Source organism: Pseudomonas mucidolens, assembly GCF_900106045.1.
GTDB lineage: Bacteria > Pseudomonadota > Gammaproteobacteria > Pseudomonadales > Pseudomonadaceae > Aquipseudomonas > Aquipseudomonas mucidolens.
This window is the reverse complement of record NZ_LT629802.1, coordinates 3,538,029-3,556,019: the sequence shown is the minus strand read 5'-3', so window position 1 is coordinate 3,556,019 and position 17,991 is coordinate 3,538,029. Positions and strand designations below refer to the sequence as shown.

At 60.5% G+C, this 17,991-nt stretch carries 15 protein-coding genes; 10 read left to right on the top strand and 5 right to left on the bottom strand.

Going from position 1 to position 17,991, the window contains the following annotated elements:
• Window positions 1-107 precede the first annotated feature (107 nt).
• The 9 genes from BLU75_RS16410 to pcaC all read left to right on the top strand — a co-directional run bounded on the left by BLU75_RS16410 (window position 108) and on the right by pcaC (window position 8,621).
• Window positions 108-965, top strand: coding sequence for a CoA transferase subunit A (locus tag BLU75_RS16410; protein ID WP_084377044.1), 858 nt, complete (start codon window positions 108-110; stop codon window positions 963-965).
• Window positions 965-1,744: a CoA-transferase subunit beta gene (locus BLU75_RS16405; protein ID WP_084377042.1), complete on the top strand. Its 780-nt coding sequence runs from the start codon at window positions 965-967 to the stop codon at window positions 1,742-1,744. Before BLU75_RS16410 ends, BLU75_RS16405 begins: the two co-directional genes overlap by 1 nt.
• Window positions 1,741-2,946, top strand: a complete 1,206-nt coding sequence (gene pcaF, locus BLU75_RS16400) for a 3-oxoadipyl-CoA thiolase (RefSeq protein ID WP_172832104.1) — start codon at window positions 1,741-1,743, stop codon at window positions 2,944-2,946. The genes BLU75_RS16405 and pcaF overlap by 4 nt, the downstream gene beginning before the upstream one ends.
• 26 nt (window positions 2,947-2,972) lie before the next feature.
• A complete protein-coding gene (gene pcaH / locus BLU75_RS16395) occupies window positions 2,973-3,677 on the top strand; it encodes a protocatechuate 3,4-dioxygenase subunit beta (protein WP_084377038.1) in 705 nt (234 codons plus the stop codon).
• 1 nt (window position 3,678) lies between these two features.
• Window positions 3,679-4,245 carry a protocatechuate 3,4-dioxygenase subunit alpha gene (pcaG, locus tag BLU75_RS16390; RefSeq protein WP_084377036.1) on the top strand — a complete coding sequence of 189 codons (567 nt, stop codon included), beginning with the start codon at window positions 3,679-3,681 and terminating at the stop codon, window positions 4,243-4,245.
• A 461-nt stretch (window positions 4,246-4,706) separates the two neighbouring features.
• Window positions 4,707-6,002, top strand: coding sequence for an MFS family transporter (locus BLU75_RS16385; RefSeq protein WP_084377034.1), 1,296 nt, complete (start codon window positions 4,707-4,709; stop codon window positions 6,000-6,002).
• A 43-nt stretch (window positions 6,003-6,045) separates the two neighbouring features.
• Window positions 6,046-7,410 carry a 3-carboxy-cis,cis-muconate cycloisomerase gene (locus tag BLU75_RS16380; protein WP_084377032.1) on the top strand — a complete coding sequence of 455 codons (1,365 nt, stop codon included), beginning with the start codon at window positions 6,046-6,048 and terminating at the stop codon, window positions 7,408-7,410.
• Window positions 7,411-7,420: 10 nt separating this feature from the next.
• Entirely contained in the window at window positions 7,421-8,212 is a 792-nt protein-coding gene (gene pcaD / locus BLU75_RS16375; protein ID WP_084377030.1) for a 3-oxoadipate enol-lactonase, read from the top strand.
• Window positions 8,213-8,222: 10 nt separating this feature from the next.
• Complete coding sequence (pcaC, locus tag BLU75_RS16370; protein WP_084377028.1) at window positions 8,223-8,621, top strand: 4-carboxymuconolactone decarboxylase; 399 nt, start codon at window positions 8,223-8,225, stop codon at window positions 8,619-8,621.
• 14 nt (window positions 8,622-8,635) lie between these two features.
• Here the strand turns inward: pcaC and BLU75_RS16365 are convergent, their stop codons facing one another.
• From BLU75_RS16365 to BLU75_RS16350, 4 genes are all read right to left on the bottom strand, one after another.
• The gene (locus tag BLU75_RS16365) at window positions 8,636-9,535 is read right to left on the bottom strand and encodes a polysaccharide deacetylase family protein (RefSeq protein WP_084377027.1); all 900 of its coding nucleotides are present in this window, start codon (window positions 9,533-9,535) and stop codon (window positions 8,636-8,638) included.
• A 386-nt stretch (window positions 9,536-9,921) separates the two neighbouring features.
• Complete coding sequence (gene adeC, locus BLU75_RS16360; RefSeq protein ID WP_084377026.1) at window positions 9,922-11,382, bottom strand: AdeC/AdeK/OprM family multidrug efflux complex outer membrane factor; 1,461 nt, start codon at window positions 11,380-11,382, stop codon at window positions 9,922-9,924.
• Window positions 11,382-14,549, bottom strand: coding sequence for an efflux RND transporter permease subunit (locus BLU75_RS16355; protein ID WP_084377024.1), 3,168 nt, complete (start codon window positions 14,547-14,549; stop codon window positions 11,382-11,384). Before BLU75_RS16355 ends, adeC begins: the two co-directional genes overlap by 1 nt.
• Window positions 14,550-14,552: 3 nt before the next feature.
• Window positions 14,553-15,692, bottom strand: a complete 1,140-nt coding sequence (locus BLU75_RS16350; RefSeq protein ID WP_084377022.1) for an efflux RND transporter periplasmic adaptor subunit — start codon at window positions 15,690-15,692, stop codon at window positions 14,553-14,555.
• A 265-nt stretch (window positions 15,693-15,957) separates the two neighbouring features.
• Here BLU75_RS16350 and emhR point away from each other — a divergent pair, with 265 nt between their 5' ends.
• On the top strand, window positions 15,958-16,590 hold the full coding sequence (emhR, locus tag BLU75_RS16345; protein ID WP_084377020.1) for an efflux system transcriptional repressor EmhR: 633 nt from the start codon (window positions 15,958-15,960) through the stop codon (window positions 16,588-16,590).
• 345 nt (window positions 16,591-16,935) lie between these two features.
• Here the strand turns inward: emhR and BLU75_RS16340 are convergent, their stop codons facing one another.
• The gene (locus BLU75_RS16340) at window positions 16,936-17,991 is read right to left on the bottom strand and encodes an alkene reductase (RefSeq protein ID WP_084377018.1); all 1,056 of its coding nucleotides are present in this window, start codon (window positions 17,989-17,991) and stop codon (window positions 16,936-16,938) included.

Here is a 17,991-nt window from a genome sequence, read left to right as displayed (position 1 = left end):
CACTCAGTCGATTATCGGATTGTTTGGCGAAATTTCCCGGCTTAACCTTCAGGCACTTCAGCGCTGCCCTCAGCGCCTTTTTCGACCCACACCGGGAGCCCAACCCCATGGCTGAAATTCTCGCGCTGTCTGACGCTGTGAAGCAGTTCGTCAACGATGGCGATACCGTCGCGCTCGAAGGCTTTACTCATCTGATCCCTACAGCTGCAGGTCATGAAATCATTCGTCAGGGCAAGAAAGACCTGACGCTCGTGCGTATGACGCCCGACCTGATCTACGATCAACTGATCGGTGCAGGCTGCGCCCGCAAGTTGATTTTCTCTTGGGGCGGCAATCCCGGCGTGGGTTCGTTGCATCGTCTGCGGGACGCGGTGGAGAAACAATGGCCGCAGTCTCTGGAGATCGAAGAACACAGCCATGCCGACTTGGCGAATGCCTACGTTGCCGGCGCTTCCGGTCTGCCGTTTGCGGTGTTGCGTGCCTACGCGGGTTCTGACCTACCGAAGGTCAACCCGCTGATCAAATCCGTCACCTGCCCATTTACCGGTGAAGTGCTGGCGGCGGTGCCATCGGTGCGCCCGGACGTTACCGTGATCCACGCGCAAAAAGCCGACCGCAAGGGCAATGTGCTGTTGTGGGGCATTCTCGGCGTGCAGAAAGAAGCTGCCTTGGCGGCCCAGCGTTGCATTGTCACCGTCGAGGAAATCGTCGATGACCTGAAGGCGCCAATGAACGCGTGCGTCCTGCCCACCTGGGCGTTGACCGCCGTTTGCCACGTCCCGGGCGGTGCGCATCCGTCCTACGCGCATGGATACACCGAGCGTGACAACCGCTTTTATCAGGCCTGGGACCCGATTGCCCGGGACCGTGGGACGTTTACCGCATGGATTGATGAATACATCCACGGCACCGCTGACTTCAGTGAGTTCCAGGCCAAACTGGCTGCCGCGCAGGAGACCAAGTAATGACGTACTCGACCAACGAAATGATGACTGTCGCCGCCGCGCGTCGCCTGAAGAACGGTTCGGTGTGCTTCGTCGGTATCGGCTTGCCCTCCAAGGCCGCCAACCTGGCACGCCTGACGTCCTCGCCGGATGTGGTGTTGATTTATGAGTCCGGCCCGATCGGCGCCAAGCCCTCGGTGCTGCCGTTGTCGATCGGTGATGGCGAGCTGGCGGAAACCGCCGACACCGTCGTACCGACCGGTGAGATTTTCCGCTACTGGTTGCAAGGCGGACGTATTGATGTCGGGTTCCTTGGCGCCGCCCAGGTTGACCGCTTCGGCAATATCAACACCACGGTGGTCGGTGACTATCACCAGCCCAAAGTCCGCCTGCCGGGCGCGGGTGGCGCGCCGGAGATTGCCGGTTCCGCCAAGAGTGTGCTGATTATCCTCAAGCAATCGGCGCGCTCGTTCGTCGACAAACTGGATTTCATTACCTCGGTAGGCCACGGCGAAGGCGGGGATTCGCGCAAGCGTCTCGGCCTGCCGGGCGCGGGGCCGGTGGGGATCATTACCGACCTGTGCATCATGGAGCCGGAGGAGGGCACTCACGAATTCGTGGTCACCGCCTTGCACCCTGGTGTCACGCGTGAACACGTGGTTGCCGCCACCGGCTGGGCGATTCGGTTTGCCGATCAGCTCAGCACCAGTGCTGAGCCCACCGAAGTTGAATTGACTGCCCTGCGCGACCTTGAAGCCCGCACGGCCGCCGCCCATGGCCAAGCCCCAGGAGAAGCCTGATGCGCGACGTATTTATTTGCGACGCCATTCGCACACCTATCGGGCGTTTCGGTGGCGGTTTGTCGAGCGTGCGCGCCGATGATCTGGCCGCCTTGCCGATCAAGGCACTGATGGAGCGTAACCCTTCCGTGGATTGGAGCGCGGTCGAGGAAGTGTTTCTCGGCTGTGCCAACCAGGCGGGCGAAGACAACCGCAACGTGGCGCGCATGGCCTCATTGCTGGCCGGCTTGCCCGACAGCATTCCTGGCGTGACCCTCAATCGCTTGTGTGCTTCGGGCATGGACGCGATTGGCACCGCGTTCCGCGCGATTGCCAGTGGTGAAATGGAGCTTGCGATTGCCGGTGGCGTCGAGTCGATGTCCCGTGCGCCGTTTGTGATGGGCAAGTCCGACGCGGCGTTCTCGCGCAACATGAAGCTGGAAGACACCACCATCGGCTGGCGTTTCATCAACCCGTTGATGAAGGCCCAATACGGTGTCGATGCGATGCCACAGACCGCCGATAACGTGGCCGACGACTACCAGGTATCGCGCGCCGATCAAGACGCCTTTGCCTTGCGCAGCCAGCAACGCGCCGCGGCTGCTCAGGCCGCCGGTTATTTCGCTGAAGAAATCGTGCCGGTGCGGGTCGCGCATAAAAAAGGCGAGACCCTGGTCGAACATGATGAGCATCCTCGGGCCGATACCACCCTGGAAGCCCTGACCCGACTCAAACCGGTCAACGGCCCGGACAAGACCGTCACCGCCGGCAACGCCTCTGGGGTGAACGATGGCGCCGCCGCGTTGATTCTGGCGTCTGCCGATGCCGTGAAACAACACGGCCTGACCGCTCGTGCCCGGGTATTGGGCATGGCCAGCGCCGGTGTGGCGCCGCGAGTCATGGGGATCGGCCCGGTGCCGGCGGTGCGCAAGCTGGTGGAACGCCTGGGGCTGGCCGTCAGCGACTTTGATGTGATCGAACTCAACGAAGCCTTCGCCAGCCAAGGCCTGGCGGTGCTGCGTGAGTTGGGCCTGGCGGACGACGCGCCGCAGGTCAACCCGAACGGTGGCGCCATTGCCTTGGGCCATCCGTTGGGTATGAGCGGTGCTCGTCTGGTATTGACGGCTCTGCACCAACTCGAAAAAACCGGGGGGCGCAAGGGGTTGGCAACCATGTGTGTCGGCGTCGGCCAAGGGCTGGCGCTGGCTATCGAGCGCGTTTAAAACTCCAGAACAACGAGGATTGATCCATGAGTGACAAGCCCGGATACCGGCGCCCGCAAGCGGGTACTCAGCCTGATTACTTGCACCCGGCGTACCAGTCGACGAACCTGCGTTCGCCGTCCAAGCCGTTGGTGTTCCTGCCCCATTCGTTGTCGGAAATCACCGGCCCGACTATCGGCGCCGAACGCATCGACGAGAAGGACAGCGACCTCACAGCCCAGCACGATGGCGAGCCGCAAGGCGAACGCATCATCATCCACGGCCGCGTGCTGGATGAGAACGGCTTACCGGTACCGGGCATCCTGGTGGAAATCTGGCAGGCCAACGCCGCTGGACGCTACAACCATAAGCGCGATTTGCACGACGCGCCCCTGGACCCGAACTTCACCGGCACCGGTCGCACGGTCACCGATGTCGATGGCTGGTACCAGTTCCAGACCATCAAGCCCGGCGCTTACCCGTGGGGCAACCACCACAATGCCTGGCGCCCGGCGCATATTCACTTTTCGCTGTTCGGCCCCAGCGTGCTGACGCGGCTGGTGACGCAGATGTATTTCCCTGGCGACCCGTTGCTGGAATACGACCCGATCTACAATTGCGTGCCCGACACCTCGGCCAAGGAACGCTTGATCGCCCGTTTCGACCTTGAAAAAACCGTTCCACACTATGCCCTCGGCTACCGCTGGGACATTGTCCTGCGCGGCCGCGACGCCACGCCGATGGAGAAATGAGATGACTCTTTACGCGACTACATCCCACACCGTCGGGCCTTACTATCACATCGGCCTGACTTGGCTGAACCGCGAGGATCTAGCCACGGTCGAGACCTTGGGCGAGCGGGTGGTGATCAGCGGGCAAGTGCTGGATGGCAACGGTGATGTCGTCAACGACGCCATGCTGGAAGTCTGGCAAGTCAATGCTGCGGGTAAATACGACCACCCCGAAGACGAGCAGGACAAACCCCTGGATCCCAGCTTCGAAGGATTTGGCCGGGTGCCGGTGGACGCTGAAGGGCGCTTTCGGTTTAGCACCATCAAGCCGGGCGGCGTGCCGGGGTTGAAGGGCACGACCCAGGCGCCGCACCTGGTGGTATTGGTGTTTGCCCGTGGTCTGGTAAAGCACTTGCTGACGCGAATTTATTTTGACGGTGAAGTGATGAATGGGGATGACCCGTTGTTGGGGTGTGTACCCGCTGAGCGCCGCAGTACCTTGATTGCCAAGGCGGATGCGTCGGGGGGGTATCAATGGAACGTGGTGTTGCAGGGGACGGATGAAGAGACGGTGTTTTTCGATTATTGAGGTGGGTTTCAGGGCTACCCCACACAATTTTGCCTCAACGCTTAAATCCAAGCAGAGAGGGCTGTTGTGGCGAGCGGGCTTATCCCGCGTTGGACTGCGAAGCAGTCCCAAAACCAGTCGCTACGGAGTATCTGATACACCACATTCGGCTTACTGGGACTGCTTCGCAGTCCAACGCGGGACAAGCCCGCTCGCCACAGGGAAAATCGTCGGTTTCTGAACGTTGTGTAGATATCCATGCCCAGGGAGGAGAGGGGGTTGAGCAGGGGAAATTTCAGTGTTGCATCGACCTGAACGCTTATCGGTGAATCCATAATCGGCTCGGTCATGCAGATCGCCAATTTTCTCGGCACGCTTCGGCCAGTCTCTTCTCTTCCTCACCACCCCAAAAGTCTACTTGCGGAACGAGACTGTTACAAAGTATGTCTAGGGTTAAGTCCGTTCCCTACGAGTGAAAAAATATGACAACCCATACCGGTCACTACACCGGAGAAGAACGCAGCAAAAGGATTTTTGCAATTGTCGGGGCTTCGTCCGGCAACCTGGTGGAGTGGTTTGACTTCTACGTCTACGCCTTCTGTGCGATTTATTTCGCTCCGGCGTTTTTCCCTTCCGATGACCCCACGGTTCAACTGCTGAACACCGCAGGCGTATTCGCCGCCGGCTTCCTGATGCGTCCCATCGGTGGTTGGTTGTTTGGCCGGGTGGCCGACAAGCATGGGCGCAAAAACTCGATGATGATCTCGGTGCTGATGATGTGCGCCGGCTCTCTGGTCATCGCCTTTTTGCCCACCTACAAAGACATCGGCGCCTGGGCTCCGGCCTTGCTGCTGGCGGCGCGCCTGTTCCAAGGGCTGTCGGTGGGTGGCGAATACGGCACCACGGCAACGTACATGAGCGAAGTGGCGCTCAAAGGCCAGCGCGGGTTCTTCGCCTCGTTCCAGTACGTGACCTTGATCGGCGGGCAATTGCTGGCTGTGTCGGTGGTCGTGATCCTGCAACAACTGCTGACTGAAGAAGAACTGCGCGCCTGGGGTTGGCGGATTCCGTTTGTGATCGGCGCGATTGCAGCGGTGATTTCGCTGCTACTGCGTCGCTCCCTGAAAGAGACCAGCAGCAAGGAGATGCGCGACAACAAGGACGCCGGCAGCATTGCCGCGCTGTTTCGTGATCACAAAGCGGCGTTTATCACCGTGCTCGGCTATACCGCCGGCGGCTCGCTGATTTTCTACACGTTTACCACCTACATGCAGAAGTACCTGGTGAACACCGCCGGGATGCACGCCAAGACTGCCAGCTACATCATGACTGGCGCGCTGTTTCTGTATATGTGCATGCAGCCGCTGTTTGGCATGCTATCGGACAAGATCGGCCGGCGTAATTCGATGCTCTGGTTCGGTGCCCTCGGTACGCTGTGCACCGTGCCGATCCTGCTGACCCTTAAAACCGTGAGCAGTCCGTTCCTGGCCTTTGTACTGATTACCCTGGCGTTGGCGATTGTCAGCTTCTACACCTCCATCAGCGGCCTGGTAAAAGCCGAGATGTTCCCGCCACAAGTGCGTGCACTCGGTGTGGGCCTGGCATACGCGGTGGCGAATGCACTTTTCGGTGGTTCAGCTGAGTACGTGGCCCTTGGTCTGAAGTCCATCGGGATGGAAAACACCTTCTACTGGTATGTCACCGGCATGATGGCGATCGCATTCCTGTTCAGCTTGCGCCTGCCGAAGCAGGCAGCGTACTTGCACCACGATCTGTAACCGGTTGCGCGCCCTTGAGGGCGTGTATGCCTAAGGATGGTTTATGACGACGCGCACGAGCAATCAGTTGTTCGACACCTATTTCACGGCCGCCAGCATGGCCGAGGTGTTCTGCGACCAAGGCCGGCTGCAAGGCATGCTGGACTTCGAAGCCGCGCTGGCCCGGGCCGAAGCCCAGGTTGGGGTGATTCCGCAAGCGGCGGTGGCACCGATAGCGCAGGCCTGTCTGGCGTCGCTTTACGATACGAGCGCGCTGGGCGAGGCGATTGCCACGGCGGGTAATTCGGCGATCCCGCTGATCAAGGCACTGGGTAAACAGATCGCCAGTGCCGATGCGGGCGCAGAGCGCTATGTACACTTGGGCGCCACCAGCCAGGATGTGATGGACACCGGCCTGGTGCTGCAATTACGCAGCGCCGTGACGTTGATCGAAAACGATCTGGCGCGGCTGGGAGACATCCTTGCCGCTCAGGCCCAACGCTATATTGCAACGCCGATGGCCGGACGCACCTGGCTGCAGCACGCGACGCCTGTGACGCTGGGGATGAAAATCGCCGGCTGGCTGGGCGCTGTGACGCGCAGTCGAGAGCGCCTGGCGCAGCTCAAGCCACGCTTGTTGGTGCTGCAGTTTGGCGGCGCCTCCGGAACCCTCGCGGCGCTTGGCGAACAGGCGATGCCGGTGGCCGAGGCCCTGGCGGCGCACCTGCAATTGAGTTTGCCGGAGCAACCCTGGCATACCCAGCGTGACCGGCTGGTGGAGTTTGCTGCGGTCCTCGGTCTGATCGCCGGCAACCTCGGCAAGCTCGGCCGCGATATCAGCTTGTTGATGCAGACGGAAGCGGCAGAGGTGTTCGAGCCGTCGGCGCCGGGCAAGGGCGGTTCTTCGACCATGCCCCACAAACGCAATCCAGTCGGGGCCGCGGTTTTGATCAGCTGCGCGACACGGGTTCCGGGCCTGGTGGCGACGATGTTCAGCGCGATGCCTCAGGAGCACGAACGCAGCCTGGGCCTGTGGCACGCCGAATGGGAAACCCTGCCCGAGATTTGCCGGCTGGTCTCCGGCGCCTTGCATCAAGCACTGCTGGTAAGCGAAGGACTGGAAGTCGATCCGCAACGCATGGGCCGCAACCTTGATTTGACCCAAGGCCTGGTGCTGGCCGAGGCCGTCAGCATCGTGCTGGCTCAACGCCTGGGGCGCGAAACCGCACACCATTTGCTGGAGCAGTGCTGCAAACGCGCCGTTGCCGAACAACGGCACCTGCGCGCGGTGTTGGCCGATGAACCGCAAGTGACCGCCGAGCTCTCGGCGGTCGAACTGGATCGCTTGTTGGACCCGGCGCGCTATCTGGGCCAGGCGCACACCTGGGTCAGCCGCGCGGTCGCGGGACACTTTGGATTTTCTGCCTGAGGAGGCTGCTATGGCACGTGTACAACTCGCTGATGGCGAACTGAACTATCAACTTGAAGGCCCACAAGGCGCGCCGGTATTGGTGCTCTCCAACTCATTGGGTACCGACTTGCACATGTGGGACACCCAGATGCCGGCGTTCACCGAGCATTTTCAGGTGTTGCGCCTCGACACCCGTGGCCATGGCAAGTCCCTGGTCACCGAAGGTCCTTACAGCATCGAGCAATTGGGTCGTGACGTGCTGGCGCTGCTGGATGCGCTGCACATCCAGCGCGCACATTTTTGCGGTCTGTCCATGGGCGGGTTGATCGGCCAATGGCTGGGTATTAATGCTGGCGAACGCTTGCTGCGACTTGTAGTGTGCAATACGGCGGCGAAGATCGGCACTCCCGAGATATGGAACCCGCGGATCGAAATGGTCTTGCGCGATGGCCAGGCCGCGATGGTGGCGTTGCGTGATGCGTCGATTGCGCGTTGGTTCACCGCTGATTTTTCCGAGGCCAACCCTGGCCAGGCCAAACGCATTACCGACATGCTGGCGGCCACCTCACCCCAAGGTTATGCCGCCAACTGTGCGGCGGTGCGGGATGCGGATTTTCGTCAGCAATTGTCGTCGATCACGCGGCCGACGCTGGTGATTGCCGGCACCGAAGATGCGGTCACGCCGCCGTCGGGCAGCCAGTTCATTCAGGCGCAGGTGAAGGGCGCCGAGTACGCCGAGTTCCCTGCGGCGCACTTGTCCAACGTGCAGGCCGGTGCTGCGTTCAGCGACCTGGTGCTGTCATTCCTGCTGGCCCGCTGAGGAATCTTTCGTGGACGAAAAACAACGTTATGCCGACGGCCTCAAGGTGCGTCGTGAAGTCCTGGGCGATGCGCATGTCGATCGCAGCCTGAACGCGCTGACCGAGTTCAACAGCGAGTTTCAGGAAATGATCACCCGCCACGCCTGGGGTGACATCTGGACCCGTCCGGGCTTGCCCCGGCACACCCGCAGCCTGATTACCATCGCGATGCTGATCGGCATGAACCGCAACGAGGAGCTGAAGCTGCACCTGCGCGCCGCCGCCAGCAATGGCGTGACGCGCGCCGAGATCAAGGAAGTGTTGATGCAGAGCGCGATCTACTGCGGGATTCCGGCGGCCAATGCGACCTTTCACCTGGCCGAGTCCGTCTGGGATGAGTTGGGCGTCGAATCGCGGGAGCAGAGTTGACCACGCGGGTATAGTCAGTGGGAATCATCTTCCCACAGCCAATGCCAAATCCCCGGCAGATGCACCACTTCATCGATGTCTTTCACCGTGCGCGCCAGAGCGGCGCGTTCCAGGCTGGCAGAGTCGGTGTAGAACGGTTCGGCAGCGGTTTTCAGGCCATTGGCTTGAGCGCTGTCGATCAGAATCTGCAGGTATTCCTTCATGTGCCGCGCGGTATAGCGGTTGATGTCGTGAAAGGTCACCACCACCGGGATTACGCCGTCCACTGTTGGCAGTTCGCCGAGGGCGATGCGTTCTCGCACTTGCGACAGTTGCAGCAGCAGGTTGGCTCGGCGCCTGGGGCTGGCATTGAAACCCCATATCTTGCCGTCATTGGCGCTCAAGTCCGTCAACAGGATGTGCATGCCCTGTTGCCGATACGCGGTGAAGGTGCGTTTGTCGTAATTCCAGAAGGGTGGACGAATCAGCCGGGGCGCCCTGCCGGTGATTGAAGCGATGCTCGCCGCGCCCTGGCGTAGGGTCTGCGCCAGTTCTTCGTCATCCAGCAAGCGATGGTTGGTATGCCAGCGCGTCGCGGTGTGAAAGGCCAGGATATGGCCGGCCGCGTGCTCGCGCTGCATGGTTTTACGACCACGCTCGCTGCCGCCGCCACGTGCCGACTCGGTCTGTAAAAAGAAGATTGCCTTGATGCCCGGTTGTACGGGATTGTCGGCCAGGTCGGCGATCACCGAGCGGCTGGGGTTGGCATAGCCGGAGGCGCTGGGGCTGTCATCGAAGGTCAGCAAAAAGCGCATCGGCGCCTGGGCTTCCAGGCGTTCTGCAGTCTGTGATGTCAGGACGATGGGCGCGCCAATGCAGCCGCTGAGGCTTAGCGCCAGGGCGAGTAGTACGGAGGCAATGGCGAAGGATTTCATGCTGTGCGCAGGCTCAAGTAGAGGCCGCTGTCGAGCGGAAGCGGCAGCGACGGGCGCGCACCATACAGCAAGATTGTCGCGGTTTTACAGCAGACTTATCGGCTAGCTGACGATCAACCGGTTTTGCGCAGGGACAAGTGGAGCAGGGCGGTGGGGCTTGCTTGTGGTGATGGGGCTTGCCTGTGATATCGGGCTTGTCTGTGGCGAGGGGGCTTGTCCCCCGTTGGGGCGCGAAGCGGCCCTAATAGGCATCACCGCATTCTTTCAGAAAAAACTCAGCGCCTGGTTTCAGGGCCGCTTCGCGCCCCAACGGGGGACAAGCCCCCTCGCCACAGGACAAGCCCCCCTCACTGCAAATGCAGCGAAGGAGGGCTTGAGGGTTGCGGTCAGAACAACTTCAGTTCTGGTGCTTCTTGCTTCTTCGGCGGCTGGTTCTGCGCCGTTTGCTCATTCCAGCCACCACCCAAGGCCTTGTACAAGGTCACTTCGCTGGTCAACTGTGCCAGGCGGTCGGTGATCAGCGTTTGCTGGGCACTGAACAACTGGCGCTGGGCATCGAGGAAGGTCAGGTTGCTGTCGACCCCAATGCGGTAGCGGCGCTCGGCCAGACGGTGGTAATCCTGGTTGGCCTCGACGAAATCACGCTGGGCCTGCAACTGTTGGTTGTAGGTCGCTCTTGCGGCCAGGCCGTCGGAGACTTCCTGGAATGCAGTCTGAATCGCTTTCTCGTAGTTCGCGACGTTGATCTCTTTCTGAATCTTCGAGTAATCCAGGCTTGCGCGCAGGCTACCGGCGTTGAAGATCGGAATGTTGATCTGCGGGGCAAACGACCAGGTGCCCGAACCGCCTTTGAACAGACCTCCAAGATCCGGGCTCAGCGTACCGGCATTGGCCGTTAGGCTGATGCTCGGGAAGAACGCCGCACGGGCCGCGCCGATATTGGCGTTGGCGGCCTTGAGGTTGTATTCGGCTTGCAGGATGTCCGGGCGACGTTGCAACAGGTCCGAAGGCAGGCCGGCGGGTACTTCGCTCAACAGGTCGTCGGACAGTGGCTTGCTGGCGATATTCGCCGGCAGGCTGGTGCCCAGCAACATCGTCAGGTTGTTTTCGTCTTGAGCTACCTGGCGGGTGTAGCGTGCCAGTTGGACGCGCGCGCTCTCGACCGAGGTCCGTGCCTGACTCAAGTCCAGGGCCGAGGCCACGCCGACTTCATTGCTGCGGGAGGTGAGCTTGTAGCTCTGCTCGAACGTGTCCAAGGTGTCCTGGGTCAGCTTCAGCAGCTCCTTGTCGGCCTGCCAGGTCAGGTAGGCGTTAGCCACGCTGGCAACCAGACTGATCTGTGTGCTGCGGCGAGCTTCTTCGGTCGCGAAGTACCTTTGCAGCGCTTCTTCGCTCAGGCTGCGAACACGGCCGAACAGGTCCAACTCATAGGAGTTGATCCCCAGTGTTGCCGAGTACGAGCTGGTGATGCCCGCTTCGCCGGTTTGCGAAGCACGTGCCGGAACCCGCTGGCGATTGCCGCTGCCATTGGCCGAGACGGCCGGGAACAGGTCGGCGCGCTGGATGCGGTACTGCGCCGCAAACGCGTCAATGTTCAGGGCCGCGACGCGCAGGTCGCGGTTGTTGACCAGCGCGACCTGAATCAATTGCTGCAGGGCAGGGTCGTGGAAAAACTGCTTCCAGCCTTGCTCGGCGGCAGCCTGGCTCGGCGCCTGGGCGGACGAGTAAGCCGGCCCCTGCGGGAACTGGGCGGCAACCGGCGCTTCAGGCTGCTGATAGTCAGGGATCAGCGAGCAGCCACTGAGCACAATGGCCGTGACTGCCAGGGAAAGTAGCGACTTGCGCATTAGCCAGCCTCTTTAGGAGTTTGCGGTGTGTCGGACTTGGCGGTCTTCTTGCGGCTGCCGATGGATGACACGGTGACGAAGAACAATGGCACCCAGAAGACCGCGAGGACGGTTGCGGTGATCATACCGCCAATTACGCCGGTACCGATGGCGTGTTGGCTACCTGAACCTGCGCCCGAGGAGATCGCCAGCGGCAGTACGCCGAGGATGAACGCCATCGACGTCATGATGATCGGGCGCAGACGCATGCGAGATGCCTCGATCGCCGCCTCGACGATGCCTTTGCCCTGTTCGTGGAGTTCCTTGGCGAATTCCACGATCAGAATGGCGTTCTTCGAGGCCAGGCCTACGGTCACCAACAGCCCCACCTGGAAGAACACGTCGTTGGACAGTCCCCTCAGGCTGGTAGCCATCAGGGCCCCGATGACGCCCAGCGGTACAACCAGCACCACCGCAATCGGGATCGACCAGCTTTCGTACAGCGCGGCCAGGCAGAGGAATACCACCAGCAGCGACAGGGCGTACAACGCAGGCGCCTGGGAACCGGACAGGCGTTCTTCATACGACAAACCGGTCCAGGCGTAGCCGATGCCCGCCGGCAATTGCTTGGCGATCCGCTCGACTTCCGCCATCGCGTCACCGGTACTGTAGCCCGGTGCCGGGGTGCCGAGGATTTCCATCGCCGCTACACCGTTGTACCGCGAGAGTTTCGGTGAACCGAAGATCCAGTCGCCGGAGGCGATGGCCGACAGTGGCACCATCTTTCCGTCGTCGCTGCGTACGAACCATTTCGTCAGGTCTTCAGGCGTCATCCGGCTGGCGACTTCACCCTGGATATAGACCTTCTTCACCCGACCACGGTCGATGAAGTCGTTGATGTAGCTACCACCCAGTGCGATCGCCAGGGTCTGGTTGATGCTGGCGAGGCTGACGCCCTGCGCGCTGGCTTTCTCGTCGTCAATGGTCAGCTCGTACTGCGGCTCATCGTTGACGCCATTGGGACGAACGCCTGCCAGGATCTTGCTTTGCGAGGCCATGCCCAGGAACTGGTTGCGGGCCTGCATGAGCTTGTCATGGCCGACACCGCCCTGGTCCTGCAGGAACACGTCAAAACCGGTGGCGTTACCCAGTTCCAGAACCGATGGCGGCACGATGGCGAACACCATGGCGTCCTTGAAGGTCTGGGAAAAGTAGCCTTGCGCACGCTTGGCCACTTCAAACACCGACGTCGAGGCATCGCGCTCATCCCAAGGTTTGAGCATGACGAACGCCAGGCCCGAACTCTGGCCGCGACCGGCAAAGTTGAAACCGTTCACGGTAAACACCGAGCTCACGGCCTTGCCTTCGCCCGGCTCGCCTTCCTTGTCGTTCAACAGGTAGGCACGCATGTTGTCGATGACCGTCTGGGTCCGTTCGGCCGAAGAGCCAACCGGTGTCTGCACCTGGGCGAAGATCACGCCCTGGTCTTCCTCGGGCAGGAACGCGCTCGGAATGCGGGTGAACAGCCAGATCATGCCGGCGAAGATGATCAGGTACACCAGGAACGAAGGCGCCTTGTGCTTGATCATGTTGCCCACGCCGCGTTCGTAGCTCAGTACGCCACGATCGAAGGAGCGGTTGAACCAGCCGAAGAAACCACGCTTGGGTTGGCCGTGCTTCTCGGGATCGATCGGCTTGAGCATGGTGGCGCACAAGGCCGGGGTGAAGATCAGTGCAACCAGAACCGACAGCCCCATCGCCGAAACAATGGTGATGGAGAACTGTTTATAGATGACCCCCGTGGAACCGCCGAAGAACGCCATTGGCAGCAGTACCGCCGACAGCACCAGGGCAATACCGACCAAAGCGCCCTGGATCTGGCTCATGGATTTGACTGTCGCCTCTTTCGGCGACAAGTGCTCCTCGGCCATTACCCGTTCGACGTTCTCCACCACCACGATCGCATCGTCCACCAGCAGGCCGATGGCCAGGATCATGCCGAACATGGTCAGGGTATTGATGGTGAAACCGAAGGCCGCGAGGATCCCGAAGGTACCCAGCAATACCACCGGCACCGTCATGGTGGTGATGATGGTGGCGCGGAAGTTCTGCAGGAACAGGTACATCACCAGGAACACCAGGACGATCGCCTCGATCAAGGTATGCACTACCCCGGAAATCGATTCGGTCACTACCGGGGTGGTGTCATACGGGACCACAGCTTTCATGCCCGGCGGGAAGAACGGTTCGAGGGACGCAACCGTTTCACGGATGGCCTTGGCGGTGTCCAGGGCGTTGGCGCCGGATGCCAGCTTGATCGCCATGCCGGAAGCCGGCTTGCCGTTGAACTGCGCACTGATGCTGTAGTTCTGGCCGCCCAGTTCGACACGGGCCACATCGCTCAGGCGTACCTGGGAGCCGTCGGCATTCACGCGCAGCAGAATCTTTTCAAACTGTTCGGCGGTTTGCAGGCGGGTCTTGCCGATGATGGTCGCGTTCAACTGTGTGCCGGGCAGGGCAGGCAGGCCGCCCAGTTGGCCGGTGGCCACCTGCACGTTCTGCGCCTGGACGGCGTTGCTGACATCCACCGGGGTCATCTGGAAGTTGTTCAACTTGGCCGGATCCAGCCAGATACGCATGGCGTACTGAGAACCGAAGACCTGGAAGTCGCCCACGCCGGAGGTCCGGGAAATCGGGTCCTGGATATTGGAAACGATGTAGTTGGACAGGTCATCCTTGTTCATGGAGCCGTCTTCGGACACCAGGCCAATCACCATCAGGAAGTTCTTCACCGACTTGGTCACGCGGATCCCCTGTTGCTGCACTTCTTGCGGCAGCAATGGGGTCGCCAGGTTCAGCTTGTTCTGCACCTGGACCTGGGCGATGTCCGGGTTGGTACCCTGATTGAACGTCGCGGTGATGGTCATGCTGCCGTCGGAGTTACTTTCCGAGGAGACATAACGCAAGTTGTCGATACCGTTGAGCTGTTGCTCGATAACCTGCACCACGGTGTCCTGCACGGTCTGTGCGGAAGCGCCTGGGTAGGTGGCCTGGATATCAATGGCCGTTGGCGCAATGGCCGGGTATTGGTTGATGGGTAATTTGAGGATCGATAGAGCGCCGACCAGCATGATCACCAGGGAAATTACCCAAGCGAAAATGGGGCGGTCGATAAAAAACTTCGACATGAATTACTCCCCTTTGCCAGCGGCGGCAGGAGCAGTACCGGCGGGCTTGGCGTTGGTGGCGTCCTTCACTTCAACCGCGATGCCCGGTTTGACGAACTGCAAGCCTTCAGTGATCACGCGGTCGCCAGCCTTCAAGCCTTTTTCAACCAGCCAGTAGGCGCCGACGGTACGGTTGGCAACCAGATCACGCTGTTCAACCTTGTTGTCCGCGTTGACCACCAGCGCGGTGGGGATGCCCCTGATGTCGCGGGTCACGCCCTGTTGCGGGGCCAGAATCGCCTTGCTGTTCACGCCGGCTTGCAGCTGGGCATGGACAAACATGCCCGGCAGCAGGATGTGATCAGGGTTGGGGAACACGGCGCGCAGGGTCACGGAACCGGTGGTCTGGTCGACCGAGACTTCGGAGAACTCCAACTTGCCTGGCTGCGCGTACTCGCTGCCGTCTTCCAGGGTCAGCTTGACCATGGCGGCATTGTCGCCGGATTTCTGCAGTTGACCGCTTTCCAGGTCACGACGCAGTTTCAGCATCTCGGTGGAAGACTGCGTGACGTCGATGTAGATCGGGTCCAGTTGCTGGATCACTGCCATGGCGTCGGCCTGGCCGTTGCTGACCAGGGCGCCCTGGGTGACCGCAGAGCGACCGATACGCCCGGAAATCGGCGCGAACACTTTGGTGTAGCGCACATTGATCTGCGCGGTTTGCAAATTGGCTTCTGCGGTCATGCGGTTGGAGACGGCCGTGTCGTACTCCTGACGGCTGACGGCCTGCTCGTCGACCAACTGCTTGTAGCGGTCGGCAATCGACTTGGTCTGTTGCAGGCTGGCCTGGGCGCTTTTCAAGGTGGCTTCATAGACCGACGGATCGATCTGATAGAGCTGCTGGCCTTCCTTGACGTCGCTGCCTTCCTTGAACAGACGCTTGAGAATGATGCCGTTGACCTGAGGGCGAACTTCCGCGATGCGGTACGCAGTGGTGCGTCCCGGCAACTCGGTAGTCAGGGTATAGGCTTGAGGTTGAAGGGTGACCACGCCGACCTGAGGGGTTTGAGCGGGCGGAGCCGCTTCTTCCTTTTTACATCCGCTGAGCAGCGATGCCAGGGCGACGGCAGTGACCAGAGCGGTAACAGCTGGCTTAAGTTGCATGAAGATCCTCGGGTCAGGCGCGCTGAATGCGCACAAGAAGTGTGGAAGGGTAAAAAACAGGCATTGAGTGGATAAGTAGCTTGCTACGCAATATACTTACGTTCATGGTTGTTTGTAAACTCTTGACAGGTTTCGCGGATTCCTTACAAAGCACCGCTAAAAGCTTCAATTCTATTACGTTCGGTGCCCCTGACGGCGTCGTCCCATAATTATTCAGAAGGTGGTTATCGACCACCGCCAGTGTCCTGATTGAGGTGTTACTGCCATGGTTCGTCGTACCAAAGAGGAAGCTCAGGAAACGCGTAGCCAAATACTTGAAGCCGCCGAGCAAGCCTTCTACGAACGCGGTGTGGCGCGTACTACGCTGGCGGATATCGCGGCGTTGGCGGGCGTCACGCGCGGTGCGATCTACTGGCATTTCAGCAATAAAGCCGACCTGGTTCAGGCGATGCTCGATACGTTGCACGAACCGCTGGACGAATTGGCCAGGGCCAGTGAAAGCGAAGATGAAGTCGATCCGCTGGGGTGCATGCGCAAGCTGCTGATTCATTTGTTCCATCAAGTAGCCCTGGACCCGAAGACTCGACGCATTAATGAGATTTTGTTTCATAAGTGCGAATTCACCGATGAAATGTGTGATCTGCGTCGTCAACGCCAGACCGCCAGCCTCGAATGCAGTCTGCGCATCGGGCTGACCTTGCATAATGCGGTCCTGCGCGGGCAGCTCCCGGAAAATCTCGATACGGTTCGGGCAGCGGTGACCCTGCATGCCTATATCAACGGTATTCTCGGCCAATGGTTGCTGGTGCCTGACAGCTTTGAGTTGCACCAGGAGGCTGAGCGTTGGGTCGATACCGGGCTGGACATGCTGCGCTTGAGCCCAAGTTTGCGCAATTAAGACAAAATGCACATTTCAGTCAATTTGTGTCAACAGTAAAGACCAAAGACCGTCAATCGTCCTTTCAGTTGATTAAATGGGATGAGTTTATATACGCGTGGGCGCGAGGTTGAAAGGTAGTCGGCTAAGTATTTTGTAGCGATATTGTTGCATTGCTGTGAATGAATGTTTCCCGTCCTGAACAAAAAAGCCCCGGTTCTCACGAACCGGGCTTTTGTTTTTTGTTGGCGTGAGGGAGCGCCTGGCTCTTGCTCGCGAAGAATTGAGCGCGCGGCGATAAAGCCGATGCGCGGCGTTATCGTTAACGCTCTTCGCGAGCAAGCTTGCTCCTACAGGGGAAGCAGGTCAGAGCGCGAGCGTTGGGTAGTCGATGTAGCCGACCGGGCCTTTGCCGTAGAAGGTTTCTGGGTGCGGCGCGTTGAGCGGCGCGTCTGCCTTCAGGCGTGCCAGCAAGTCCGGGTTGGCGATGAATGGGATGCCGAAGGCCACGGCGTCGGCCTTGCCTGAGGCCAGCCAAGCGTTGGCGCTGTCCTTGGTGAACCGTTCGTTGGCAATGTAGGGGCCGCCGAATGCTGCCTTCAGTTGTGGGCCGAGGCTGTCGTCAGCCTCCTTCTCGCGGGAGCAGATGAACGCGATACCGCGCTTGCCCAGTTCGCGGGCGACGTAGGTAAAGGTTTCCGCCAGGTTGTCGTCGCCCATGTCATGGGAGTCGGCGCGTGGCGCCAAATGCATACCCACGCGGCCTGGTCCCCAGACTTCAATCACCGCGTCAGTCACTTCCAGCAACAGGCGCGCACGGTTCTCAAGGGAGCCGCCGTAGTTATCGGTACGCTGGTTGGTACTGCTTTGCAGGAACTGGTCAAGCAGATAGCCGTTGGCGCCGTGGATTTCCACGCCATCGAAACCGGCGGCCTTGGCGTTTTCGGCGCCGACGCGGTAAGCGTCGACGATGTCGGCGATTTCAGCCGTTTCCAGTGCGCGCGGTGTCGGGTAGTCGGAGAGCGGGCGCACCAGACTAACGTGGCCAGCCGGTTGGATCGCGCTTGGCGCCACCGGCGTTTCGCCGTCCAGGTATGACTCATGGGAGATACGGCCCACATGCCACAATTGCAGGAAAATCTTGCCGCCCGCACCGTGCACTGCCTTGGTGATATTGGCCCAGCCACGCACCTGGTCGTTGGACCAGATGCCCGGAGTGTCCGGATAGCCGACACCCATCGGCGTCACTGAAGTGGCTTCGCTGAGGATCAGGCCAGCGGAGGCGCGCTGTACGTAGTATTCAGCCATCAATGCATTGGGTACCCGACCGGCATCCGCGCGGCAACGAGTCAGCGGCGCCATGATGATACGGTTCGCCAGCTCCAGGTCACCGAGTTTGATCGGGTCGAAAATAGTCGTCAT